This is a genomic window from Secundilactobacillus oryzae JCM 18671 (assembly GCF_000740055.1).
Lineage (GTDB): Bacteria > Bacillota > Bacilli > Lactobacillales > Lactobacillaceae > Secundilactobacillus > Secundilactobacillus oryzae.
Map to the genome: position 1 here is coordinate 1 of NZ_BBJM01000001.1, position 26,057 is coordinate 26,057.

At 43.1% G+C, this 26,057-nt stretch carries 23 protein-coding genes; 2 read left to right on the top strand and 21 right to left on the bottom strand.

The annotated features are described in order from the left end of the window. The coding region (locus LOSG293_RS00005) for a helix-turn-helix domain-containing protein (RefSeq protein WP_152551052.1) at positions 1-207 on the bottom strand (207 nt) is incomplete at its 3' end. Between the two features lie 284 nt (positions 208-491). Between LOSG293_RS00005 and LOSG293_RS10300 the strand changes: the two genes are divergently transcribed. After that, positions 492-791 (top strand): LysR family transcriptional regulator substrate-binding protein, encoded by a 300-nt coding sequence (locus LOSG293_RS10300; RefSeq protein ID WP_034525539.1) that lies wholly within the window; start codon positions 492-494, stop codon positions 789-791. Positions 792-1,096: 305 nt separating this feature from the next. Here the strand turns inward: LOSG293_RS10300 and ffh are convergent, their stop codons facing one another. The 10 genes from ffh to LOSG293_RS00065 all read right to left on the bottom strand — a co-directional run bounded on the left by ffh (position 1,097) and on the right by LOSG293_RS00065 (position 14,267). Beyond that, positions 1,097-2,530 carry a signal recognition particle protein gene (gene ffh, locus LOSG293_RS00020; RefSeq protein WP_034525543.1) on the bottom strand — a complete coding sequence of 478 codons (1,434 nt, stop codon included), beginning with the start codon at positions 2,528-2,530 and terminating at the stop codon, positions 1,097-1,099. 14 nt (positions 2,531-2,544) lie between these two features. Beyond that, on the bottom strand, positions 2,545-2,883 hold the full coding sequence (locus LOSG293_RS00025; RefSeq protein WP_034525545.1) for a putative DNA-binding protein: 339 nt from the start codon (positions 2,881-2,883) through the stop codon (positions 2,545-2,547). A gap of 132 nt (positions 2,884-3,015) precedes the next feature. Continuing rightward, positions 3,016-4,350 carry a signal recognition particle-docking protein FtsY gene (gene ftsY, locus LOSG293_RS00030; RefSeq protein ID WP_034525546.1) on the bottom strand — a complete coding sequence of 445 codons (1,335 nt, stop codon included), beginning with the start codon at positions 4,348-4,350 and terminating at the stop codon, positions 3,016-3,018. Positions 4,351-4,362: 12 nt separating this feature from the next. Next, entirely contained in the window at positions 4,363-7,905 is a 3,543-nt protein-coding gene (gene smc, locus LOSG293_RS00035) for a chromosome segregation protein SMC (RefSeq protein WP_034525548.1), read from the bottom strand. 24 nt (positions 7,906-7,929) lie between these two features. Continuing rightward, positions 7,930-8,628, bottom strand: coding sequence for a ribonuclease III (gene rnc, locus LOSG293_RS00040; protein ID WP_034525550.1), 699 nt, complete (start codon positions 8,626-8,628; stop codon positions 7,930-7,932). Between the two features lie 75 nt (positions 8,629-8,703). Continuing rightward, the gene (acpP, locus tag LOSG293_RS00045; RefSeq protein WP_034525552.1) at positions 8,704-8,943 is read right to left on the bottom strand and encodes an acyl carrier protein; all 240 of its coding nucleotides are present in this window, start codon (positions 8,941-8,943) and stop codon (positions 8,704-8,706) included. 82 nt (positions 8,944-9,025) lie between these two features. After that, on the bottom strand, positions 9,026-10,051 hold the full coding sequence (plsX, locus tag LOSG293_RS00050; protein WP_034525554.1) for a phosphate acyltransferase PlsX: 1,026 nt from the start codon (positions 10,049-10,051) through the stop codon (positions 9,026-9,028). Positions 10,052-10,064: 13 nt separating this feature from the next. Next, positions 10,065-12,089: an ATP-dependent DNA helicase RecG gene (recG, locus tag LOSG293_RS00055; RefSeq protein WP_034525555.1), complete on the bottom strand. Its 2,025-nt coding sequence runs from the start codon at positions 12,087-12,089 to the stop codon at positions 10,065-10,067. 100 nt (positions 12,090-12,189) lie between these two features. Then, on the bottom strand, positions 12,190-13,872 hold the full coding sequence (locus LOSG293_RS00060) for a DAK2 domain-containing protein (RefSeq protein WP_439950825.1): 1,683 nt from the start codon (positions 13,870-13,872) through the stop codon (positions 12,190-12,192). A gap of 32 nt (positions 13,873-13,904) precedes the next feature. After that, entirely contained in the window at positions 13,905-14,267 is a 363-nt protein-coding gene (locus tag LOSG293_RS00065) for an Asp23/Gls24 family envelope stress response protein (RefSeq protein WP_034525557.1), read from the bottom strand. Positions 14,268-14,515: 248 nt separating this feature from the next. Between LOSG293_RS00065 and rpmB the strand changes: the two genes are divergently transcribed. After that, positions 14,516-14,701: a 50S ribosomal protein L28 gene (gene rpmB / locus LOSG293_RS00070; protein ID WP_034525558.1), complete on the top strand. Its 186-nt coding sequence runs from the start codon at positions 14,516-14,518 to the stop codon at positions 14,699-14,701. A 55-nt stretch (positions 14,702-14,756) separates the two neighbouring features. Here rpmB and LOSG293_RS00075 read toward each other — a convergent pair whose 3' ends face one another. The 10 genes from LOSG293_RS00075 to rpoZ form a co-directional block, all read right to left on the bottom strand. Beyond that, on the bottom strand, positions 14,757-15,410 hold the full coding sequence (locus tag LOSG293_RS00075) for a thiamine diphosphokinase (RefSeq protein WP_034525559.1): 654 nt from the start codon (positions 15,408-15,410) through the stop codon (positions 14,757-14,759). Between the two features lie 5 nt (positions 15,411-15,415). Next, the gene (rpe, locus tag LOSG293_RS00080) at positions 15,416-16,069 is read right to left on the bottom strand and encodes a ribulose-phosphate 3-epimerase (RefSeq protein WP_034525560.1); all 654 of its coding nucleotides are present in this window, start codon (positions 16,067-16,069) and stop codon (positions 15,416-15,418) included. Between the two features lie 10 nt (positions 16,070-16,079). Next, positions 16,080-16,964 carry a ribosome small subunit-dependent GTPase A gene (gene rsgA / locus LOSG293_RS00085; protein ID WP_034525562.1) on the bottom strand — a complete coding sequence of 295 codons (885 nt, stop codon included), beginning with the start codon at positions 16,962-16,964 and terminating at the stop codon, positions 16,080-16,082. Positions 16,965-17,047: 83 nt separating this feature from the next. After that, positions 17,048-19,021: a Stk1 family PASTA domain-containing Ser/Thr kinase gene (gene pknB, locus LOSG293_RS00090; protein ID WP_034525563.1), complete on the bottom strand. Its 1,974-nt coding sequence runs from the start codon at positions 19,019-19,021 to the stop codon at positions 17,048-17,050. Continuing rightward, entirely contained in the window at positions 19,021-19,764 is a 744-nt protein-coding gene (locus tag LOSG293_RS00095; protein ID WP_034525564.1) for a Stp1/IreP family PP2C-type Ser/Thr phosphatase, read from the bottom strand. Before LOSG293_RS00095 ends, pknB begins: the two co-directional genes overlap by 1 nt. Before the next feature lie 16 nt (positions 19,765-19,780). Beyond that, positions 19,781-21,124 (bottom strand): 16S rRNA (cytosine(967)-C(5))-methyltransferase RsmB, encoded by a 1,344-nt coding sequence (rsmB, locus tag LOSG293_RS00100; protein ID WP_152551053.1) that lies wholly within the window; start codon positions 21,122-21,124, stop codon positions 19,781-19,783. After that, entirely contained in the window at positions 21,124-22,071 is a 948-nt protein-coding gene (fmt, locus tag LOSG293_RS00105) for a methionyl-tRNA formyltransferase (RefSeq protein WP_034525566.1), read from the bottom strand. Before fmt ends, rsmB begins: the two co-directional genes overlap by 1 nt. Before the next feature lie 29 nt (positions 22,072-22,100). Beyond that, positions 22,101-24,515, bottom strand: a complete 2,415-nt coding sequence (priA, locus tag LOSG293_RS00110) for a primosomal protein N' (RefSeq protein WP_034525567.1) — start codon at positions 24,513-24,515, stop codon at positions 22,101-22,103. Positions 24,516-24,537: 22 nt separating this feature from the next. Continuing rightward, positions 24,538-25,737 (bottom strand): bifunctional phosphopantothenoylcysteine decarboxylase/phosphopantothenate--cysteine ligase CoaBC, encoded by a 1,200-nt coding sequence (gene coaBC / locus LOSG293_RS00115; protein ID WP_034525569.1) that lies wholly within the window; start codon positions 25,735-25,737, stop codon positions 24,538-24,540. Between the two features lie 107 nt (positions 25,738-25,844). After that, the gene (gene rpoZ / locus LOSG293_RS00120) at positions 25,845-26,057 is read right to left on the bottom strand and encodes a DNA-directed RNA polymerase subunit omega (protein ID WP_034525570.1); all 213 of its coding nucleotides are present in this window, start codon (positions 26,055-26,057) and stop codon (positions 25,845-25,847) included.

The following is a 26,057-nucleotide window of genomic DNA, read 5'->3' on the forward strand; positions in this document are numbered from 1 at the left end:
GGTTTTACGACCACGATGACTAAGTTTAACTTCATGGTCAGTTTGAGCCTTAACTGCGTGATACTCACCAGCTAAGCGATGAACCTCATTAAAGATAGTGGTTTTACTAAAGCCTAAATAATCGGCAATATATTGAAGTAAGTGCTTTTCATGATGAAGTGTTTCGATGACAACGCGGTCTTCAAATGATAAAATAGTGGTGCCCATAAAGGTCCTTCTTTCTAATGGAATGTTGTGGTGACACCATTAAAGACCTTTATGGGTTTTTCTGTCCACTAATATGTTCAACTTAAATTTTACAATCTACCTTTTATATTTGGGAGGATATGAATATGTATTTCAAAATGGGGTTTAACCAAGGTGAAGGACAATGAGAGCGCTAAAAAATGGTCATAAATTGCAACTCACGAGCCTTTTAATGTTAATTTTCGCATTCGCTATCATGATTCCGTTATCCAAATCATCTCCACTGTACGCGGGCTGACAAAACTATGAATAATCTTCAATCTATTGAGGGTACCATTCATGGGGAACTACATATTGGGGCTATCGAGAGTAGTAGACTTCCACATTTAATCAATGTTATCGAGAGTGTCATCGAGGACTTTCCACTGGTACGGCTTCAACTACATACTGGAACTAACAGCGATATACGATCTCAACTTGATTCTGGACTTCTAGATTTTGGCATTGTTACTAGTAAAGCCCATGTTCAACAATATTCCTCAATTGATTTCCCAGAAATCGATAGCTGGGAACTCAATATTTCACAAAATAATTCATTAGATTGAAGATTATCGGATCTTATAACCTAATTGGTAATGCGCTATCTCTTGTTAGCACTGGACATGTTGGCGTATTAAGCTTAGAACAAGTCACCAACTACGAAAATGAGCCCAATATTATTTTCAAAAAATTAAATCCGATCGTTAATGAGCCTGTTAGTATGATATGGAAAAACAGCTCTCCCTTATCTAATATCGCCCAAATTTTTCTTGAACGAATCCAGGGTGAAGTTAAAACAAAACAAGCGTAAAAGAAGAGCAAGTTCAGAGGTTAATAGCCTCAGAACTTACTCTACTTATTTAATCAATTTTTACTTACGTTTCTTCTTGTTACGCCGCTTCTTCGCCTTTTGAAGCTGTCGTGACATCCGCTTCATCGCAAGATTACCAAGTTTTGAACCACCTGGCATATTGCCACCCATAAGGCCTTCCATACCAGACATATTACCGTTGGAGGCCTGCTTCATCATTTTTTTCATCTCACCGAATTGCTTGATCATTCGGTTAACTTCGTGGATTGGTCGACCTGAACCAGCCGCAATCCGACGGCGACGGGAAGGATTCAAAATATCAGGGTTTTCCCGTTCTTGATTCGTCATTGAGTAAACAACCGCTTTAGTCCGTTCAATATCCTTTGGATCCATTTGAACATTCTTTAAAGCTGGGTTGTTTGCCATACCAGGAATCATTTTAATGATATCCTCCATGGGCCCCATTTTTTGAATTTGTTCCATTTGCTCCAAGAAGTCATTGAAATCAAAGTTGTTCTCACGCATCTTTTCAGCGAGTTCTTGAGATTGTTTCTCATCGAATTCACGTTGCGTTTTCTCGATTAGGGAGAGCATATCCCCCATCCCCAAGATCCGTGATGCCATTCGGTCGGGATGGAACACGTCGAGATCCGACATCTTTTCACCCTGACCCACAAACTTAATTGGCTTACCAGTCACTGCTCGGATTGAAAGTGCCGCACCACCACGGGTGTCACCATCCAATTTGGTGAGGACAACACCAGTAATATCTAACTGGTTGTCAAAACCTTCTGCAGTCGCTACGGCGTTTTGACCGGTCATCGCATCAATTACCAGCAAAATTTCATCTGGGTTAGCGAGTGCTTTAATGTCAGCTAATTCCTGCATCAACTGCTCATCGATTTGCAAACGACCAGCCGTATCGATGAAGACATAGTCATTGTGATCTTCGGCAGCCTTAGCAAGACCTTGGCGCACAATTTCAACCGGGTTGACGTTGGTACCTAATTCAAAAACAGGGACATCAATCTGTTGACCAACCGTCACCAATTGATCAATCGCGGCAGGACGATAAATATCGGCCGCAATCATCAATGGTCGAGCGTTATTTTCCGTTTTTAACTTATTAGCTAATTTACCGACAGTTGTCGTTTTACCGGCACCTTGAAGCCCGGCCATCATGATAATAGTAGGAATCTTGTCAGACTTGTTCAGGGGAACGGCTTCTTCCCCCATCGTCTTGGTTAATTCTTCATCAACAATTTTAACGATTTGTTGTGCTGGGTTAAGTCCTTCCAACACAGCTGATCCTGACGCCCGATCACGTACTGTTTTGACGAAGTCTTTAACCACGTCAAAGTTAACGTCGGCTTCTAATAATGCCAGACGAATTTCACGCATCGTTTCTCGCAAATCAGCTTCGGTAACTTTACCCTTGCCCCGAAGGCGTTTCATTGCATTTTGTAATCTTTCGGTTAACCCTTCAAATGCCATTTATTTACCCGTCCTTACTCTTCAAGTGTTTCTAGATTATTAACTAGTTCATTGAGTTCCGCATCATCTTGATAGTTTTTACGCACGTACTGCTGAATACGATCAGCCTGATGGTTACGCGCCTGATAGGCTTCTAATAGATGCAACTTTGTTTCGTATTCTTCTAGGATTTTTTCCGTTCGCCGAATATTGTCATACACGGCTTGGCGACTAACGTCAAATTCATCGGCAATTTCTCCTAGTGAAAAATCATCGGCGTAGTACAACTGCATGTACTCGTCTTGCTTGGTGGTTAGAAGCGGTTGATAAAAAGCCAGTAACGAATTTATTCGATTATTCTTCTCGATTTCCAACCGATAACCTCCAGAAATGCTCTCAGATATATTATATTTAACACCTTCTTAGATTACCGATTTTTCGCGGTTCCGTCAACCATTGCCGACAAAAAGAACCAGCGTACTCGCATACGCTGATTCTCGAATTGCTTATTTAATTAAACCTTTGAACAAACCATAAACAAAGTCCTCTGGCTTGAACGGACGGAGGTCATTAACCGTTTCACCAAGACCCACAAACTTAACGGGCAAGTGTAACTCATTTCGAATTGGGAGCACAATTCCACCTCGTGCTGTCCCATCTAACTTCGTTAACACAATTCCACTCACATCTGTTGATTCCTGGAATAATTTAGCCTGATTCAACGCGTTTTGACCAGTTGTCGAATCCAACACGAGTAACACTTCATGCGGCGCAGCTGGAATTTCTCGCGTGATGACACGTTTCATCTTGGTCAACTCGTTCATCAAGTTGACCTTGTTTTGAAGTCGACCGGCAGTATCCACAAACAGAATGTCGTAGGCTTCTTCTTTGGCCTTTTTAACGCCATCGAACACGACAGCAGCTGGATCGCCGCCTTCCTTACCCTTGACGATATCGACGCCATCCCGAATTGCCCATTCATTCAGTTGTTGAATGGCACCAGCTCGGAAGGTATCTGCTGCAGCCAATAATACCTTTTTCCCCTGTTGTTTGTACATTGCGGCCATTTTACCGATGGTTGTTGTCTTACCAACTCCGTTAACCCCAACAAACATAATCACGGTCGGACCCGTTTCAGCAAAATTAATTTGATTATTTTCGCCTTCACCAGCGGATTCATAAATATCAACTAGCTTTTCGATAACGACATTTTGAACGTCTTGCGTCTTCTTAGCATTTTGAAGTTTGACTTCTTCTCGCAGAGCTTCGCTAATCTTCATCGATGTTTCAAACCCAACATCAGATTCAATGAGGGCTTCTTCCAACTCTTCGAAGAAATCTTCGTCAACGTGCCGGAAATTTGCCAATAACTTGTTGAGTCGGCTACCGAATGAAGAACGCGACTTTTCGAGTCCTTTTTCATACCGTTGCTCTTCACTAACTGAACTTTCAACTGGAGCTGCTGCAGGTTGAGTTGCTTCTGGCTCAGATTCTGGTACTTCTTTCACCTCTGGTTCAGGTTCAACTTCAACCTCTGGCTCCTGGGCAGGTTCTTCCTCTGATGCGTCAGAAGATTCCGTTGTGGGCGCTACTAATTCTGCCGCTTCATCTGTTTTACTTGTCTCTGGTACGACTTCATCAGTCGACGCTTCTGAAGCAGTCTCAGTCTCAGTTTCATCCTCTTTCGATTCTGGTACTGATTCAGCTTCCGGAGTTGCTACTGAAGCTGGTTCAGCGGTTTCTTCCGGAGCGTCTTGCTTTTCGACTTCTTCAGGAGCCACTTCAGGCGTTGGCTTTTTTTCTTCGACCGATTTTTTCTTTAAAAAATCAAATAAACCCATTTAAATTCTCCTTTAGCTTACAAGCTCATCTAAATTAACCGAAACCATCTTGGAAATTCCGGACTCTTGCATAGTCACTCCATAAAGGCTATCAGCGTAAACCATCGTTTCCTTTCGGTGAGTAATCACGATGAACTGAGTCTCGCCATCAAAATGGCTCAAATAATTAGCGAATCGATCCACGTTGGCTGGATCCAAGGCGGATTCGGCTTCATCCAAGATACAGAACGGAATCGGTTTAACATTCAAAATAGCAAATAACAACGTGATGGCAGTCAGTGACCGTTCACCGCCGGATAGTAAGCGCATATTTTGGAATTTCTTGCCAGGTGGCTGCGCCATAATGTCAATTCCAGTGGTCAAAAGGTGCTCAGGTTCAGTCAAAATTAACTTAGCCTGGCCCCCACCAAACATCTGAACGAATGTCTTAGAAAATTGAGCTGCAACTAAATCAAAACTCTCTTTGAATCGTTTTTGCACCTCAACGTCCATCTTATCCATCGTTGCCAGTAGTTGGTCTTTTGATGTCACCAAATCATCTTGTTGCTTCGTTAGAAAATCATGTCGTTCCTTAACCCGTTTAAATTCTTCAATGGCGCCAACGTTAACTTCGCCGATTTCATCAAGTCCGCGTTTCAACAACTTGAGTTGCGAAAGAACCGTTTCAATCGGCGTATCCAACTCGTTATCGGCAACATCTGCATAGCTAACATGGTACGTCTCTGCCAATTTATCCATTTGTTGCTCAGTAACTGTATCTACTCGAGCAAGCTTGGTTTCAATTTTCTGGGCATCATCATTTGCTAGTTGCGCAAGCTGTTGCGTTTGCTCTAGCGTTGCATTTTGATCCGCCAACTGTTGCTTGTTCAATTCAAATTGCGCTTGCCCAACTGTAATCTGCTCTTGCAGTTGTTGCTTCAATTCAGCAGAGCGTTCAATCTCTGCTGCAATTTTAACAGGGTCTGCGCCCGTACCGCCTTGATTCAAGCGAGTTAATTCTGCCTGCTTTTCAGTTTGTGTTGCCTGGGTTTGTTCCAGCTGATTAGCTTTGGCTTGACGCGACCGCTGCAATTGTTGCAGTTTTTCAGTTGCGATGGCCATTTCTTCATGAACTGCTTGGAAGTCATTTGCCACTTTATCACTAAGCGACCGTTTTTCAGCCAGGTCAGCTTTCAACTGCGTAATCTCAGCCTGATTGTTTTCCAGTTGCGTCTCAATCTGCTTAACCGTGGCTTCATTTTGCTTTAACTGCTCTTCAGTTGATAAGCCTTCACTTTGTTGTGTCTTTTCGAAGGTATAGGCTTTAACCTGTTTCTGGTATTCCGAAAATCTGGACTCAATGAGTGATTGCTGGTCAACCAGATCACGTTTGGTATTTTTAGTTTCATTGATCGCTGTGTTCAACTGGCTCAACTTCGCCTGGATATCCTCATGTTGGGCTTTCAACTCTTTTAAGTAGACTTCCTGTTCGGCTAATTTTTTGGACATCTGTCCGACATTCTTTTCCAAGTCAGCCAGTTCCTGATTTTGGGCTAAAATGCTCGAACGAGCCTGTTTGTTTTTCCCACCAGAAATCGCACCACTTGCACTAATGACATCCCCATCCAACGTCACAATGCGGTTGCGATGGCCAATAACCTTGGCCATCGTTGTTGCATGAGTCAAATTATCACAAATGAGCGTCGTCCCAAGTAAATGGTCCATGACTACTTGATATTCTGGTGCGACCTTCACTAATTCACTTCCGACACCAATAAAACCATCTACTTGTTGGGCCTGAGTCAAGGTGTCATTCGTCACGTGATAAGTCTTAATGGAAGATAACGGTAAGAAGGTTGCCCGACCCAGATGATTCTGGCTCAAATAACCGATAATTTGCTTGGCGACCCCTTCATCTCTGACAATCACCTGCTGAACCTGATTGCCAAGGGCGTATTCAACCGCTGTCATATATCGAGGTTCGATATTAAGAATATCGGAAACGGGACCGATTAAGCCATCAAACTGCTTGCGATTTTTCAAAACGCTCCGGACACCCTGATAAAAACCAGAATAATCCGTTGAAACATTCCGTAAACTATTGAGACGTGCCTGTGCTTTTTGGTAAATTTCTAAAGCGGCCAACCACTGCTGTTGAAGGTGATTGCCCTTTTCTGAAATATCGGCCTCAGCTTGCGTTTGCTGCTGATAAGTATCCTGTTGTGCTGACAAGGTTTGTTCTATCTGAGTTAACTGAGTCGCTACCTTGGTTTGCTCCGCTGCATAACGTTCAGCCGCTGACATCGCTTCAGTCAGATTTTCTTCAATCCGCTTCAAACGTTGATCAACACTCTGACGATTCTTTTGTAGGTATTGTTGTTCATTGTGCAGACTCGCCTTTTGTTGCATTAAATCAACATAGGCGTTTTGAAGATCATCAATTTTAGCTTCTAAAGTGCGTATTTGTTTCTCAAATCCCGACTTATCATTGGCCGCTAAACTAGCTTTTAGTGTGTCTAATTCAGTCTGTTGCTTCGCAATGGCCGCGTCTGTCGCTGACGCTTGAGTTTCAATCGTCTGAGCCTCTTGGCCTAATGCTGCAATCTGTTCTTGCAAGGCTTGGCGGGTTGCCACTAAGTGCTCTGTTCGCTCTTCAACAATCGCTTTTTGCCCGACCAAGCTTTCGTAATTTCGGGTTGCTGACAACAGTTCACTCTGAAGACGGTCCTTTTCGGATGCCAAACGCGTGTCGGTTTGATTCAGGTCACTAATTTTAGCTTTAATCGCCGTTAACTTTTCATTAAACGAACCAACCGTAGCTTGAGCCTCAACTCGTTGCTTTTCTAAGTCAGCCTTAGTGGCTTGAGACTGGTTAATTTCGTACACTAACCGCTGCTGATCATAAGCCTCAAAACGCGATTTTTGATCTAAGTAGTCCTTAGCTAGACTGCTTTGTTCCTCTAAAGGTGCAATTTGAGAATTTAATTCTCGTAAAATGTCGTTAATGCGATCTAAATACTCATTGGTATCCTGCAGTTCTCGCTCTGCTTTTTCTTTATGTTTCTTGTACTTAAATACCCCGGCCACTTCTTCAATAATGGACCGACGCTCCTCAGGTTTACTGTTAAAAATCGATTCAACACGTCCCTGAGAAATGATGGAAAAAGAGTCCTGTCCCATCCCTGAATCCATGAACAATTCTAGAATATCTTTAAGCCGGACCGTTTGATCATTAATCAGGTACTCGCTTTCTCCACTACGAAAGAGCTTCCGAGTTACTGTAATCGTCTCAAAATCACTGTTCAAATAGTGATCCGTATTATCAAAAGTAATTTTAACTTGCGCGCGATTCAACGGTTTTCTATCTGCTGAACCCGCAAAAATAACCTCCGGCATTTTACTGCCTCGGAGGCTCTTAGCTGATTGTTCACCAAGAACCCAACGGATGGCTTCACTAATGTTACTCTTACCACTTCCGTTGGGTCCCACAATGCCGGTTAAACCGGGCAAAAATTCAATTTTCGTAAAATCTGAAAATGATTTGAATCCACTTATTTCGAGCGATTTCAATTTCATTTTTTCTTGCCCCTATCTAGAAAATTAGTGTTGCTTTTTTAACCGTAGTAGCGCTTCTCGAGCGGCCAGTTGCTCGGCATGCTTCTTGGAGTGAGCTTGGCCTACCCCGAGCTCTTCACCATCAATCATAACGGCAGACTTGAAGGTTCGGTCATTTTCGGGACCTTCTTCACTCAGTAATTTGTACTCAATGTTAACTGGACCATCTGCTTGAACGGTTTCTTGTAACTCGGTTTTGTGATCAAAGTACTCATCAAACCGGCCTTGATCCAACTTAGGAAAAATGACTTGCTTGGCGAACGTGATGACCTTATCAATCCCTTGGTCCATGTAAACTGCACCAACGAAGGACTCGAAAATATCACACAGTAGTGAATCTCGCTCACGCGCATGAGCTAATTCCTCACCTTTACCCAAACGAATGTACTCGTTAAAGTGACATTCTCGTGCAAAGCTGGCAAAGCTCTCTTCATTAACCATTGCCGCACGCAGACGAGTTAATCGTCCTTGTGGTAAGTTTGGATAACGCTTAAAAATGTATTCGGAAACGACAAATTGTAGAACGGCATCCCCCAAAAACTCAATTCTTTCGTAAAACTTCAAGCCTTGGTTGGGGTGCTCATTGACATATGATGCCTGGGTGAAAGCCTCATCCAGTAACGATCCATCCTTGAAAACGATGTTGAAATTCTGCGCCAGTTCTTTGCCTATCTTACTATCCACTCTTAAACCTCTTTCTTTTTTATAACAAAAAGCGATTACTCACATGTTAGTAATCGCCACGACTTAATCCACTCGTTAGTTCTTGTTTGCGATGTAGTCGACAACTTCGCCAATCGTATTTAAGTTTTCGGCATCTTCATCTGAAATTTCAGCGTTGAAAGTATCCTCTAACTCCAATACAAATTCAACAAAATCAATGGAGTCTGCATCTAAATCATTCTTAAAGTTTAATTGTTCCGTGATGGTACTCTTATCGATTTCAAAGCGTTCTGCTAAAATCGATGCAATTTTATTGAAGATTTCTTCTCTTGACATTATCCATCCCTCATTCAACTTAATTCATAAATTAGTCTACCATAAGTTGGCTACCTATGGTATAAAATCCCGTGTTTTCCCGTTATTCGGCGGGGGTTTCTTCCTTTACGTTTTGCTCGCTAAAGTAAGTAATAACGTTTTGGACACTGCCAGTATCAATCATGGTCTTAATTTGACCAATCGTGTTAAAAATAGTGTCCGCCTTACTCGAACCATGTGTTTTTACAACTGGTGCTTTGATTCCCAAAAGGACGGCACCACCGTGTTGTGAGTAGTCCATTTTGGCTTTCACCTGACCAAAGGCGTTCTTCAGCATTAACGCTCCCAACTTACCACTGACACCACTATTCATAATGGATGTCTTAAGTAATTTTAGCATGGATAACGCGGTTCCTTCGATTGACTTCAAAACGGCATTTCCGGCAAAGCCATCAGTCACAACGACATCTGCAACCCCATTTAGGAGTTCGCGTGATTCAACATTACCAACAAAATTAAGCTCATCTTCTTGTTCTAGTAAGTCATGAACCTCACGATGGACCTTATCACCTTTATCGGCTTCCGTTCCATTGTTTAGTAGCCCAATCCGCGGATTCTTGACGTGCATAACGGATTCAGCATAGTACTTACCCATGATAGCGTATTGCACCAGGTTAGCAGGCTTCGTATCCGCATTTGCACCAACATCCAGCATCACAAAACTATCTTGATCATCCTTGGTGATAACAGGCATTGTTGTCGTTAAACCAGGACGATCAATTCCCTTGATTCGACCAATAATCAATAGACCGGCTGCTAAAACGGCACCCGTATTACCCGCTGAGAAGAAGGCATCCGCTTCGCCATTCTTGACCGCCTGCGCTGCCAAAACGATGCTAGATTGCTTCTTTCTTCTGATAGCTCGAACTGGTTCATCACCCATTTCAATCACTTCATCAGCCTGCATAATTTTAATTCGTTGATCACTTTTCAAGAAAGGCGTGATCTTCTCAGTTTGTCCAAATAGCAAAAATTCGATATCTGGATACTGGTCACGTGCTAATTCCACGCCTTTTACGATTTGTTCGGGCGCATAATCGCCACCCATTGCATCAATTGCGAGTTTCATTTTTCAGTTCCCCCTAGTCAAAGGCCATATGACCCGTCCAATTTTCGTTTAAATATTGACTTAGTGCTTGATTATCAGGCTGTTCATCCCAGCCATCGGTGTTAGCAATCTCAATTGCTTCTTCTTGGGCAATTGATAGCATCTTTAAATCAGCTACTGGATCGCCGACTCGGAACTCCGGCATCCCAGACTGCTTGATTCCAAGAACATCGCCTGACCCACGAAGTTCAAGGTCCCGTTGAGATAGGACAAAACCATCATTAGTCTCGGTCATAATCTGCATTCGCTCAATGGCTGTTTGATTCTTTGGATCAGCAATCAGCAAGCAATACGAGTCCAAACTAGATCGACCAACCCGACCACGAAGTTGATGTAACTGTGCTAGACCAAAATGGTCAGCATCGTAAATCATCATTACGGTGGCGTTTTTCACGTCGACCCCAACTTCAATGACGGTCGTGGCAACTAACACCTGAAACTCATTAGCCTTGAACGCCTTCATGACGCTTTCTTTTTCTTCGTTCTTCATTCTACCATGAAGCAGTCCAACCTTGTAGGTCGGTTCGAAATCAGTACGTAATCGGTCATAAATCGCCTGCGCATTTCGCATATCCATGACCTCGGATTCTTCAATCAAAGGCGTCACAACGTAGACTTGTCGCCCTTCCGCCAATTGACTCTTAACAAAAGATAATGCGGTATCTGATTGATTACTTTTAAGCCACCTGGTTTTAATAGGCTTCCTTCCAGCGGGAAGTTCATCAATGACTGAGACATCCATCTCACCATAACTCGTAATCGCCAAGGTCCGCGGAATTGGGGTTGCCGTCATGGCTAACACATTGGGCCGTGTACCCTTTTCTCGTAAGATTTGGCGTTGATGAACCCCAAATCGATGTTGTTCATCAATGATGACAAGTCCGAGTTGATCATACACAACCTCATCTTGAATCAGCGCATGAGTCCCAACAATTAGATTTATCTCACCATTTTTAATTTGTGGCAAAATATGTTTACGAACGGACGCTTTCGTAGAACCCGTTAACAAAACGATATTGACTGGAAAACCTTCAAAAACATTCTGCAAATTCTCTGCATGCTGTTCCGCCAGAATTTCGGTTGGGGCCATCAAAGCAGCTTGAAACCCAGCTGTGATTGTCGCATAGATAGCGAGCGCAGCCACAATGGTCTTCCCGCTTCCGACATCCCCCTGTAGGAGCCGATTCATATGGGTGGGTCGCTTCAAATCGGCACAAATTTCGTTAACGACCCGTTTTTGTGCACCCGTTAATTCGAATGGTAAGGTTTTGATCAATGCATTTAGCTGATCAATGTTGTAATCGATAGCCAAACCGGACTCGATTCTATCAGCTTGCTTGACTAACTGCAACCGCATTTGAAAAAGAAAGAACTCCTCAAACTTAGCTGTCCTTTTAGCCGCATTAGCATCAGAGTTACCTTCAGGAAAGTGCATGTCATGAATCATCGTCTGGCGATCTAATAACTTGTACCTTGTTCGAACTGGAGCAGGTAACACCGTTTGGATGTCATCATGATACTTAGCCCAAGCAGCCTCGACCAGATTTCGAATGGTTGACTGTCGAATCGATTTAGAAGCCGGATAAATGGCGTCCATGCCCTCTGCAGCTTGAATGACCTTCATCCCACTTAACGTCTTCTTTGCGCCGTCAAACCGGCCATAAACGGCCAATTCCTCGCCTGCAGCGATTTGCTTTTGTAACCAGGGCTGATTAAAAAAAGTGACAGGGACAACATCATTTTCGATTAGCAGCCGAAACGCCAGTCGACTTCTATGGCGACCAAAAAATGAAACAACGGGTTCAGTCGCAACTGTTCCACGCAGCGTAACCTTTTCATCGTCCTGAATCTCATTTAATTGTTTGCTTTTTAAATCATCGTATCGGTACGGAAAGTAAGTCAGTAGGTCTTCGATTGTATGAATGCCCAGTTCTGCCAATGCGTCTACCCTTTTAGGTCCAACGCCTGGTAAAACTTGAACTGAATCTGATAATGACATCTGAACTGACTCCTTTCGGTTAAAAATAAAATGACCAATACAATTCACTTACTCGAATTGTAACAGTCATTTCATTATAACTTATTTTAATGTTGTTGCGTTACTCAACTGAGATGATAAATGGATAAACTGGTTGATCACCCTTGTGGATTTCAATTTCAAGTTCATCATCGATTTCCAGCACAGCAGCTTCAACCTTTTCAGCATCTTCCTGCGTTGCACCCTCACCAAAAATGATGGTGACAATTTCACTATCATCGTCAAGCATATCCTTGACCATTTCAACGCTGGTCTCAATCATGTCAGGCTTGGTTACTGTAATCTTGCCATCCACGATGCCCATGAAGTTACCCTTCTTGATTTCAATGCCATCAAGTTCGGTATCACGGATTGCGTGAGTCACCTCACCACTCTTCACCGTTCCCAAGTATTCTTCCATAGCATCTGCATTGTCAGCCAACTCGTTTTCTGGGTTAAACCCAAGTAATGCAGTCATTCCTTGAGAAACGCTTCGACTGTGAACTACCTTGGTTGGCACGTCAGCCACTTCGGCAGCCTGTTCTGATGATAAGAAGATATTTTTGTTATTAGGTAAAATAATGGCATTTTTTGCTTTGCTTTCGTTAATGGCGTTAACGATGTCCTCTGTACTTGGATTCATCGTTTGACCCCCACTAATAATGTGGGTCACACCAAGACTCTTGAACAGGGTCTGAATGCCCTTACCAGAAGCGACCGCAATAATAGCAGTATCTGGAATAACGGCCTCTTCTTCTGAAACAGCTTCTTCAGCGTCATGTTCAATGATTGTCTCTTGTTGAAGGCGCATGTTATCAACCTTAACCTTAGCTAAGTCACCAAATTCTTGTCCCCACGCCATGACATCGCCGGGATGCTCAGTGTGGACGTGGACCTTAACGATTTCATCATCGTTAACGACCAACAATGAATCACCTAACTCTGCCAAGCGGTTGTAGAAGGTATCATAGTCAAATTCGTGATCGACTTCTTTACCCTTACCGATTCGAACCATGATTTCGGTACAGTAACCGTACACGATATCGTCTGGGTTCAATTTACCTTGGACACTACGGTGATGCTCAGCATCAATCATCTCGTCCATTTCATTGTTATCTGGTTGGTGTTGGGCATCTTCGGCAATTTCACGATCGTTCAATACGTCATCAAACGCACTAAGAACAAATGTAAGACCTTGACCACCAGAATCGACAACACCAACCTGCTTCAAAACAGGCAACAAATCAGGCGTTGAAGCTAACGCAGTCTTGGCAGCGTCTGAAGCGGCATCCATTACCGCAACAACCGTTCCACCATTTGTAGCTTCGTTACGAGCTGCTTGTGCGGCTTCACGAATCACAGTCAAAATAGTTCCTTCAGTTGGTTTCATAACTGCCTTATAGGCAGTTTCAGCACCAGCTGATAGGGCATCAGCTAAATCCTGAGCGCTTAAGGTCGCTTTGCCTTCGACACTCTTAGAGAAGCCACGGAAAATCTGTGACAAAATGACACCAGAGTTACCACGAGCACCCATCAATAAGCCCTTAGCCAAAGCAACGGCAAGCTTGCCAACCTCTTCGCTGGACTCTTCGCCCTCATACTTCAGACCGCTAGCCAATGAAAGGCTCATATTGGTTCCGGTATCCCCATCGGGAACCGGAAAAACATTCAATGAATTAATAAATTCGGCGTTTTGGCTTAACACAGTCGAAGCTGCGCGCACCATCTTACCGAATTCATGGTTTGTAATTTTTTCTGTAACTATCAACTAATTAATCCCCCTCGGTTTCCCAAAGCTTAATCGCTAATGACTTTGACGCCTTGTACGATAACGTCTACTGCATTAGCTGTCACACCAAGCATCGTTTCCAAATTGTACTTAACTTTCGCCTGTACCGCTTTAGAAACCTCAGATATTTTTGAACCATAGCCAACAATAATGTTAACTTCAATGGAAATGCCGTTATCGTCCTGACGCACGACAACACCTTTCGCGTAGTTTTCACGACGCAAAATTACGTTAACGTTGTCACGAATTTGATTCTTGCTAGCCATGCCAACAACACCATAACTGTCAGTTGCAGCACCGCCAACAACAGTTGCGATGACATCATTTGTAATATCAATTGTGCCACTTTGCGTTTTAATTTTTACGGCCATCGAGAACAGCCTCCTTGCTAGTTTTCAAAATCTATATCGTTTGTAATGTTACCACAACCCGCTAGAAAATAAAATTAATGGCTGCAATTTCCTATTTCCAATAGATATTAGTTTACCTATCTCAGATTTGCTGTCAAGTAAAATTACTTGAAAGAATTCTATTGCATTCACGGGTTTTATATGCTAGATTATTCTAGTGAGCAAAATTGAGATTTTATTTAAAATCCATAAAGGAGGACTCTTCAGTCATGGCTAAAGACTTTTTCAATGGCAAACGGACTCGTTTTGGTAACAAGCGTTCTCACGCTTTGAACTCATCACGTCGTTCATGGAAGCCAAACTTACAAAAGGTTCGCATTTTAGTTGATGGTAAGCCTAAGCGTGTTTGGGTATCAGCTAGAACACTTAAATCTGGTAAGGTAACTCGAGTTTAATTTTTATACTCAATCTAAAAAAACGCAAGTACATTTCGTACTTGCGTTTTTTTGTTTATCTAACATCCTTGCTTTGAATCACGCACATCAAGCCAGAATCGAACGAGAAATGGCCCATATCCCCCACAAACTCGTTACTAGCGTATGAAATTGGGAATCGAATTTCCTCATCCTTTAAGCGATACTTCTCGTCTAAGAGCGTTAAATGCTTAATTGGCGTTAAGGGAATAAAAGCTAAATAGCGTTTATCGGTTTCTTTTTCAATCTCATACTCGCCTGGCAAGTAGAAACTAATCGTATTAGATCGATCGATGAAGCGAATTTTAGGCGCATCAGTGCGATATCGGTCCTTCAAAACTAAGAATAAATTGGCTAGGAAGTGGTCCAATCGACCACCAGTAGCACCGTAAATATCCAATCGATCCACTTTAAACTCTCTCAGCGCCACCGTCACAGCTAGCTCCGTGTCGGTTTCGTCTTTTTCAGGAACGGCTTGACGAATGTCTTGAACCTTTTCCTTTACCAAATCAAATTCCTGCGATCCGAGAGAATCATAGTCCCCAACGGCCACAATCGGCGTAATGCCCCGTTCTAGCAGTCGAAGACTTCCACGATCCACACCAATCCAGGGACCTTCTATTTTGTTGTGTTTGAGTTCAGCAGGCCAATTTTCAATCGGTCCACCGACTAAAAGATTGAGGACTTCCATAAGCGTTACTTCGTGGCGTTCTTGAGCGCTTCGATTTGAGCAGTTGGGTCTTCTGCGTTAAAGACGTATGAACCTGCAACAGCAACCCTTGCACCAGCTTCTGCGCAAGCTTTAACGGTTTGGTCATTCACACCACCATCGATTTCGATGTCAAAATCGTAGTTTTCAGTTTGCTTAAGTTGATCTAATTTCTTAATCTTCTTAATCGTTTCAGGTAAGAACTTTTGACCACCAAAGCCAGGGTTAACCGTCATGACTAAGACTTGGTCTACCATGTGTAAAACTGGTTCAATGGCACTAACTGGTGTACCTGGGTTAATGACAACTTCAGCCTTAACGCCAGCATTTTTAATCATTTGAAGGGCACGGTGAATATGTTCAGTGGCTTCAACGTGCACACCAATGATGTCTGCGCCAGCTTCGGCAAAGGCATCAACATATCGCTCTGGATTTTGAACCATCAAGTGAACATCTAAAACCATCTTGCTGATTGGACGAATGGCTTTAACCCAACCTGGACCGTATGAAATGGCGGGTACAAATTGACCATCCATAACGTCGATGTGTAAAAATTCTGCGCCAGCCTTTTCTACCATTTCGATATCTGGTTGAAGGTTCACGTAATCTGCGCTCAAAATTGAAGGTGCTACTTTAATCATGCTAAATTCCTCATTTCTTATAATTAGGTTTCTGATTTTTCAAGGTGACATAGAGTTGGAGATAGTTATCATAGCGGCTTTGAATCACCTGACCACTGGCCACTGCTTCTTTCACAGCGCAACCAGGTTCATTGACATGCACACAGCCCCGAAAACGGCAGCTAGCGCCTAATTCAACAAATTCCGGTAAATACTTAGTTAAGTCAACCGCAGCGGTTTGCATCAAGTCATATGATGAAAATCCCGGGGTATCTGCAATAAGACCGTCACCAATTTCTAACAATCCAACTTTACGTGTCGTGTGTTTCCCACGATTGAGGGCTTTAGAGATTTCACCAGTTGCCAGTTCGAGATCCGGCGCCAAATGGTTAAGCAAGGTTGATTTACCTGCACCAGTTTGTCCCATAATCACACTTTCTTTTTTTGAAAGTTGTTGCTTTAAACCATCCAATTGAGCAGGTTCAAAAGCATCCCGCGCCAAAAAGGTTGGATAACCCACTCGCTCGTAGTAGTCTGCTAAAACCGCAATTTGATTGTAAGCTTCATCGTCGATCAAATCTGTTTTGGTAAAATAAATGACCGGTTTGATATTGGCAATTTCTAACGTAATCAGTTGCCGATCTAGCAAGTTGGAGGAAAACGCCGGTTCCGCCACTGCAGTCGCCACAATTGCTTGGTCAATATTCGCTATCGGTGGCCGAACCAGTGAATTTTTGCGATCCCGAATTTTTAAAATGTACTTCCCAGTATCATCAAATTCAACCCAATCCCCGACTAATGGTGTAATTTTACGATTTCGAAAATTACCGCGGGCACGCGTCCGATGCAACTCACCATCAGTATCCATGACGTCATAAAAACCGCTCAGTGACTGCCGTATTTGTCCTAAATTCAAGTTTCTATCACCTCCAAAATTTCATCATTGCTTCTATTATATTGAAAAAGGCTGCAGAAATACAGCCCGTTTCAAGTTATTCATTAATGATTGTCTTTCGTCACACTCGTATTGTTCATAATCGTCTGACCATCGCGGACTACTTTATAACCACCAGTTGCCCCTTGTTTCAAGGTAAATGGTAACGTAATATTCGTTGTCTTAGTAATTGTCATCTGACGATAAACCGAATCAAAGTTATGATTGATATCCTTTAAATAAATATAAACGATATTTTCTCCATCGTCATCATCATCAGAATCTGAACTACTACTTGTTGAATTAGCCTTAAACGGAATCGACAGGTTGACGTTGAATTGATCATTATTTTCTGGCTTTTTCCCTCGAGACAGTGTCACGCGGACATTTGAGCCCTGCTTAATAACTGATCCCGCAGCAGGATCCTGTTTAATCGCCACGTCCTTATCGATATCGTCACTGTACTCATAACTAAAGTAAACGTTGATAGAATGCTCACTAGCATAGGCCGTGATTTCTTTTTTAGTATTACCCACTAGATTGTCCAGTGTAAGTTCCTGTTTTCCCGTTGAAACGGTAAAGGTGACAGTAGTCTCCTTAGGCAAAACTTTCTTACCCGACGCAACATCTTGAGCCAGAATTTCACCGGCCGGTTGATCATTGGAAGCACGATTTTGCTTAATGACAGTAAAGCCACGATTTCTTAATTCCGTGGCAACGGTTTTGTAACTAAGCCCCGTGTAGTCTTGGAACGTAAATCGCTTTACACCTGAGCTCAAGACTAAGTTCACCTTATGGTTTTTCTTGACCTTGATCCCATAGCGCGGTGTACTCCGAATCACGTGATTCTTCTTAACTGTGGAACTACTCTTTCGCGTGACGTTGCCAACATCGAGATTAGCTGCCTCAAGCTTTCGAGTTGCACTAACTTGGCTTAGACCAGTGACATCTGGAACAGCAACTTGATTTTGGCTACTTCCCCAGACACCAAGACCTATAAGGAGAAATGCAATGATCGCGAGCACAATCATGATAATATTCCGACGTCGGTGACGCTTCTTACTGAATTTCTGCTTTTTCTTCTGATTACCCTCAGCTACAGGGGTGTCATCGTCCAACTGTTTCAGTGCATCATCCGTCTGTAAATCAGTCAAGGACAAGACCTTAGTCTTTTCTAAATCACTTGATTTCGGTACAAACTTAGGTTCATTTGACCGAGCCTCAGACAATGATGTCTTTAAATCGTCAGCCATGTCCTCAGCACTCTCATACCGATTAGCGGGCACCTTAGCTGTCGCCTTGAGTACGACGTTTTCAAGGGCTTGAGGAACACGCGGATCAATCTCTCGAACTGATGGCATTTCTTCCTGGTACTGCTTAATCGCAATTGAAACTGCAGTCTCACCGTCAAAAGGTACCTGGCCAGTCAGCAATTCGTACAAAATAATTCCCAGTGAATAGATGTCAGACTGTTTCGTTGCCATCCCACCGTTGGCCTGCTCTGGTGATAAATAATGAACAGAACCGAGAACCGTATTCGTTTGTGTCAATGAATGTTCAGATAGCGCAACAGCTATCCCGAAATCGGTAATTTTAACGTGACCGCTTTGATCGATTAGAATATTTTGAGGCTTTAAGTCCCGATGAATAATATCGTGCTCATGTGCTAATTTAACGGCAGAGAGCACCTGTTGCATAATATTAATCACTTCCTGATACGGAATTGGGAAATGATTTTTAATGTATTGCTTCAAATCGGTTCCCGCTACGTACTCCATAACCAGGTAGTTTAAGCCGTGTTCCTCGCCAACATCATAGACGCTAACAATATTATCGTTGACGAGCTCCGTTGCGGCCATCGCTTCACGCTGAAAACGCTTGTTAATTTTAGGATCGTCGCGCAAGTCCAAGTGCAATAGTTTAACAGCCACATCACGATCCAAGATCAAGTCATGTGCAAGATAGACGTTCGCCATACCGCCTTCTCCTAACGAATGAAGGATACGGTAACGGCCATTTAAAACGTAATTAGAACGCATTAGGCTGTCACCTCCTCATCCTCTTGGAAAATTAGAACGGTGATGTTATCTAGTCCGCCAGCCGTATTGGCTTTATCGATTAACTGCTGACATTTGTCTTTTGCAGAGATATTTTGCAAAAGGATTTCTTTGATTTCGTCGTCCGACACCATATTGGTCAGGCCATCCGTACATAGCAAAATTAAATCACCAGTCTCAAGCGGCAAGGTATATGTATCTAAATCGGCATCAGAAGAGATGCCGAGTGATCGAATGATGACGTTCTTTTGTGGGTGATTAGCTGCTTCTTTTTTACTTAACTCACCGCGTTTGACCAACTCATTAACTAATGAATGGTCCTCTGTAATTTGATTCAATTCGAAGGCACGTAATAAATACCCTCGACTATCACCAATATTGGCAATAATCATGCGGTCTTTAAGTAAAACCGCCAATGCAATTGTGGTCCCCATGCCACGTAAGTCTTCATACTTTTGTGACTTTTCAATAATTGCCTCATTTTCAGCTTGGACGTTCTTATGCAGCCAAGTCTCAGCAACTGAATGATCCTCGAACTGCGTTGACTGAAACAAAAAGCCAATGTGGGAAACTGCCATTGCCGAAGCCACATCCCCACCGTGATTACCACCAATCCCATCAGCGATAATTGCGAGCTGTTGACCCGCAGCGTTTTTAAAAACGCTCACGTAGTCCTGATTTTCAGTTCTATGACGGCCAATTGCCGTTTGGTATGCGACTTCCACTATCGATCTCCCCCAATTAACTCAAGCGTTGGAACCCACTAATGAAGAATCCATCAGAATCATAGTCATCTGGAAAAATTTCCAAATAATCGGATTCTCGATCTTGCTTCAAATTTAGTTTGGTTTGAATTTTAACTGACTTGAAGTCTGGATGATTGTCTAAAAATTGGTCAACCACCGCTTGATTCTCTTCATTTAAAATTGTACACGTACTGTACACCAAAATACCAGCCTTTTTAACCTTTGGTGCGACAGCTTGCAAAATTTTTAATTGAATTTGTTGCAGGTGCTCGCTATCGGTCAACGTCTTTTCATATCTGATTTCTGGCTTACGGCGAATCAATCCCAAACCAGAACAAGGTGCATCCACTAATATACGATCAAACTGTTCATCGTCAAATTGATCGGAAACCTTTCTGGCATCCAATTTAATTGCGTCTACTGCGGATTCAACATGTAAGCGTTTGGCATTTTGCATAATCAAATTAACCTTGTGATCGTGAATGTCCAAAGCCGTTACTTTACCACCACGTTCAGCATTCAAGTATGCAGCAATCTGAGTCGTCTTACCTCCAGGAGCCGCACATGCATCCAACACCTGCATGGTTTCAGAAAGCATCATACTCTCTGCAGGCAGCATCGCACTTTCGTCCTGAATTGTAATCTGACCATTCTTAAATAGCTCGGATTGATTTGCAGAACGACCGCTCACAACTAACGCATCACTAGCGACCTCGCTCGTGCGTACATCATAACCTTCTTCTTGCAGTTTTGTGATCGCATCAGCAACAGCAATCTGCTTGGGGTTAACGCGAATAGATTGGTTAGCAGCCTGATTAATTTTTTTCAGGATCGCCAGCGTCTTCGCTTCGCCACGTTGTTCCTGTAGCTTTTCAATCAACCAACGTGGAACTGAATACTTAACCTCTAGCTTTTCAACTGGATCTTCAATCGTATCAATTTCTGGCAATCCAGACCGATCCATTTGATGCAAAACACCTGTCACAAACTTACGAATTCCCTCGTGTCCATTTTGCTTCGCAATTTCAATTGTTTCATTGAAAATAGCTCGCTTAGGAATTCGATCGAGGTAGAGTTCTTGGAACAATGCCGTGTATAGCAATTCTCTTACCCAGGGCTGCACCTTTTGCGGATTTTTAATAAATGGCTTCAGATAGAACGCCAGTGTTAGACGATGTTGAATAACACCATAGACGATTGTCGTTAGCAAGTTGACGTCTGCTGGCTTCAGTTGATGGTCATTAATCACATTATTTAGTTGCAGATTTGAGTAAGCACCAGCCTTGATTTTAGCTAATGCCTGAACTGCTAGAAACCGTGGATTATTAGTCATTTGCATTAGTCAATCACCTTTTCGCCAACTGCAAATTGATCCCTTGAACCATTCAAATAATCAGTAATACTTTGCTTTGGTTTACCAGCTGGTTGTAACTGCATTAAACTGATGACACCATTATCACCAGTTGAAATGGCCAATTCATGCTTTGTTTTACGTACAACGTGACCTGGTGCTAAATCCGTTTTTTCATCTAAAACGGCAACTTCCCAAAGCTTGGTCCGGACGCCATCTAACATGACATAGGCAACTGGAAATGGTCGTAAGCCACGCACCTTTGCATCTACCAAATGAGCTGGTAGTGAAATATCAATTTGTTCCTCTTCAGGCTTGATAGTTGGTGAAAAGGTCACTTTATCTTCATCTTGAGGCTGTGGCTTAGCCGTCCCATCAATTAATTGTGGCATTGCCTTAAGCAGTAAATCTCGACCTAAAATACTCAATTTTTCGAACATTGACCCAACATCATCCGTCTTTTCGATAGGAAGACTTTCTTGGGCAATAACGTCTCCTGCATCCATTTTCTTAATCATGTAGATGATAGAGACACCCGTTTTATCGTCCCCGTTCATGATGGCGTAGTGAACGGGTGCTCCACCACGATATTTTGGTAATAATGACGCATGCACATTCACTGCAGCCTCATTAACTGACTCAAGTAACTTAGTGGGCAAGAATTGGCCAAATGCAGCAGTGACGATAAAATCGGCGTGCAAGTCGATTAGGGCAGCCAGTTCATCACTACCACTAAGTTTTTCCGGTTGATAGACCTTGATGCCAGCTTCTAATGCCGCCTGTTTAACCGGTGATGCGGTCATCACGTGTTTACGACCGACAGCTCGGTCTGGTTGTGTGACAGTCGCAATGACTTTATATTGGTCATTGGCGATCAAACCCTTTAAAACTGGTACAGCAAATTGGGGGGTTCCCATAAAAATAATTGTTTTCATTCAATAAACATCCTTTTATAAAGTTTAACTTACATAAAGCTAACCGGATTAGGATTGATACTAACTTGCAATCCGGTTCGACCTGTTTTCTGTGATTCCTGAAGCACTTTTTCCAGTAAATTGCCTAATGCAGGTTCTTTCTTGTATTTTACAATAAGTTGATAATAGTAGCGTTTCTTAATTTTTGAAATTGTTTGGGGCGTTGGACCCAACACAATTGACTGAGCGGACAAATGCTCGCGAATTTGCTTGGCAATTTTAAAAATACCCTTTGCTGCATCCGCTTCGGTCGCCGCACTCGTCGTAATTTGAATCGCATAATAATATGGTGGGTAATTACTTTCGTGCCGCAATTTCATTTCATAAGCAAAAAACTGCTCATAATTTTGTGTCTTTGCCAGCTGGATTGCATAATGTTCGGGGTTGAAGGTTTGAATAATAACCTGCCCCTTTTTTTCAGCACGTCCCGCACGTCCACTAACCTGTGTTAATAGCTGGAAGGTGCGTTCGCTGGACCGGAAATCCGGAATTCCCAATGATGTGTCGGCATTCAAAACACCGACCAAAGTAACATTGGGAAAATCTAGCCCCTTCGCAATCATTTGCGTGCCTAGCAAAATATCCGCTTCATGTTGACCAAATGCTTGCAATAACTTTTCATGTGCACCCTTACGTCGAGTCGTATCAACATCCATACGTAAAACTCGGGCTTCCGGTAAGATGTCCTTAAGCTCCGCTTCAACCTTTTGCGTACCTGTACCATAGTAACGGATTTTGCGGCTTTGGCAGTTTGGACAAATCGTCGGAATCGCTTCTTCGTGGCCACAATAGTGACACTTCATTGAGTGTGAATCCATGTGCAACGTCAGTGAAATATCACAATTAGGACACATCAAGACAAACCCACAATCTCGACACATCACAAACGAGGAATACCCGCGCCGATTAAGCATTAGAACAACTTGTTCCTTGCGCTGAAGCTTCTCTTTAATTGAGGCTAGCAATTGACTTGAAAAATTACTTTCCTTATGATTGCGAATTTCATCCTTCATATCCACTACACTGACCTCTGGCAACGATTGATGATTGATCCGATGAGGAAGTACCAATCGCGTATATAGCCCTTTTTCAGCTCTTGCACGCGTCTCTAAGGATGGCGTGGCTGATCCGAGGACCACAGGGGCCTGATGATACCGGCCTCGCCATAAAGCAACATCACGAGCATGATACCTTGGACTTTCATCCTGTTTGTAGCTGCTCTCATGCTCCTCATCCATAATAATAATGCCAATGTTTTCTAGAGGCGCAAAAACGGCGGAACGGGCGCCAACAACCACCCGAGCCTCGCCACGTTCAATACGGCGCCATTCATCATACTTTTCGCCATCCGAAAGGCCACTGTGCAAAACTGCAACTTCGTGACCAAACCTTCCTTTGACTCGATTCACCATCTGAGGCGTCAAGGAGATTTCTGGGACCAACATCAATGCCGTTTTCCCTTTTTCTATGGCTTTCGCCATAGTTTGTAAGTAAACCTCCGTCTTACCACTACCAGTGACGCCCTCAAGCAAAAACGCCTGATAACGATCTTGTTCAATTTGCTCAGAAATTGCTGTCACTGCGGTCTGTTGCTCGGCTTGCAATGGTAATGGCCGAGTTGCTGCCACTTCACGTTTGAACGGATCACGGCGAACCTCGATACGTCTTCTGACAATCCAGCCTTTTTCCTCAGCCGTTTTCAACGTTGCATTGGAGATGCCGGTTGATTCGATGAGCGCCGGTTGACTGATCGTTTGAAAATTAGCATCCATCAAGAGCTGCAATAACTTCTTTTGTTGAACCGCCCCCTTACGAACCTCCGCTAACGATGCCTCCAGCTGCGAAGTGGTCATCGCTCGTTCAATGACTACCTGCGTTTTAGCTTTGGCCCGATCCTGCACCACATAGCTGATGCTAATTTGATTGGTTCGACGGAGTCTCAATAGTTCACTGACATCTTCGGTTGAAAGTTTGTTTTCATCGAAAATCATATCCGGCTGTGTGGCAAAATACTTTTGGCGGGCAGCTTCTTCAATAGTATCAGTGGGTGTCAGCACTTTTTCGTACTTTGCTTTCAACGAGTTAGGTAAAATCGTTTGGATGGCACTGATCGTAAAAGCAAAAGTGGATTCCGCTAAATAATTAGCCAGCGATAGCAGCTCTGGATTCAGCACGGGTTGAAGGTCCATCACGGCGTCAATTTCTTTAAGTTGGCCTTCAAATGATGACTCATTGTCGATGCCAACAACCATCCCCTGAACCTTACGTGAACCGCGCCCAAACGAAACCACCACCCGCATGCCAATTTGAATTTGATTGGCAAGTGCTGGTGGAATCAAATAGCTATATGGATTGTTAGTTTGCATCGTTGGAACATCAACGATAACTTTGGCAATTTGCGCCATTGATGGCTTCGTCTCCTATCATTTAAAGTTGCTGAGCTACACGATTAATGAGTAGTTGGGCAATTTCCTGTTTAGTTTGGACACCAGATTTTTCTGGTTCTTGGTTAGCTAGCATAAATGTCACTTGATTGTTTTCACTGTTAAATCCAATTGATTTGTCAGATACGTCGTTAGCCACCATCATGTCCATGTGTTTAGAAATCAGTTTCTTAGTCGCATTTGCTAATAGGTTCTGAGTTTCCGCAGCAAACCCTACAATGAACTGCCCTGGTTTCTTTTGTTCCCCAGCAGTTTTAACGATATCCATTGTTTTGTTGAGGTCTAAGGTCATACCTGCCTTTTCGGGATCCTTCTTGATTTTTTGATCTGCATATTCGGCGGGCTTAAAGTCGGCAACGGCCGCAGCCATAATCAAAATATCTGCTTCGGCAAATTCTGCTTGTACAGCTTTCCCCATTTCTTCAGTCGTCAAAACATCAATTTTTTTTGATCCCAGTGGCGCGGTAAGCAGACTTCTACCCGAAATTAGCGTTACTTTGGCTCCCGCGTTAATGGCAGCTTGAGCAACTGCATAGCCCATTTTACCAGAGGAGTTGTTTCCAATGTAACGCACTGGATCAAGTGGTTCGCGAGTACCACCCGCGGTCACGACCACGCGTTTACCTGCCAACACTGATTTCGTTTCACCAAAACCAGAATCAATCGCAGCAAAAATTTGCTCAGGTTCGGCCATTCGTCCTTGCCCCGCATAACCTTCTGCGAGAAAGCCATACCCTGAGTCCAAAAAGGCATAACCATCAGCCTTTAATTGGGTCATATTTCTTGCGACAGCAGCATTATTAAGCATATTTTCATTCATCGCTGGTGCGATAATCTTAGGTGCTGTTGTTGCCATCAAGGTCAAACTCGCCATATCATCTGCAATGCCATTAGCAAGTTTACCAATCAAATTAGCACTAGCGGGTGCCACGATTGCTAAATCTGTCCAATCGGCTAATTCAATGTGTGGCACATAATCCGTATTGGCGTGAAAGGCATCGATTAAAACTTCATGCTTCGTTAAAACTTCAAAAGTCGCTGCAGTGATAAATTCCTGTGCAGCTTGAGTTAAAACGACGTGCACTTCTGCTCCGCTTTTAACTAAGAGGCGCGCTAAAGTTGCTGATTTGTACGCAGCAATACTCCCGGAAACATAGAGTGTAATATGTTTGTTCGGTTTCATGACTGATTCCCCCAACTTTCTCAAAACGTATTTCTTCCATTGTACCAATATTCCTGAATTTAAACGAATAAAAAGGCAGCACCCAAAGGTCCTGCCTGAAAATTAATTTATTTCGTTTTGCTCTTTTCTTCGTCCACTGAGACAACGCCAGCGGCAATTTCTTCAAGTGCCCGGCCAATCGTTTTTGGTGATTCGTATGACGAAAGCAATGGCGTTGCGCCAGCGTCCAATTCATGGGCCCGCTTGCTGGCTAACATGATAAGTGAGTATCGTGAGTTAACTTGTTTCAATAAATCATCAACTGATGGGTAAAGTAACAT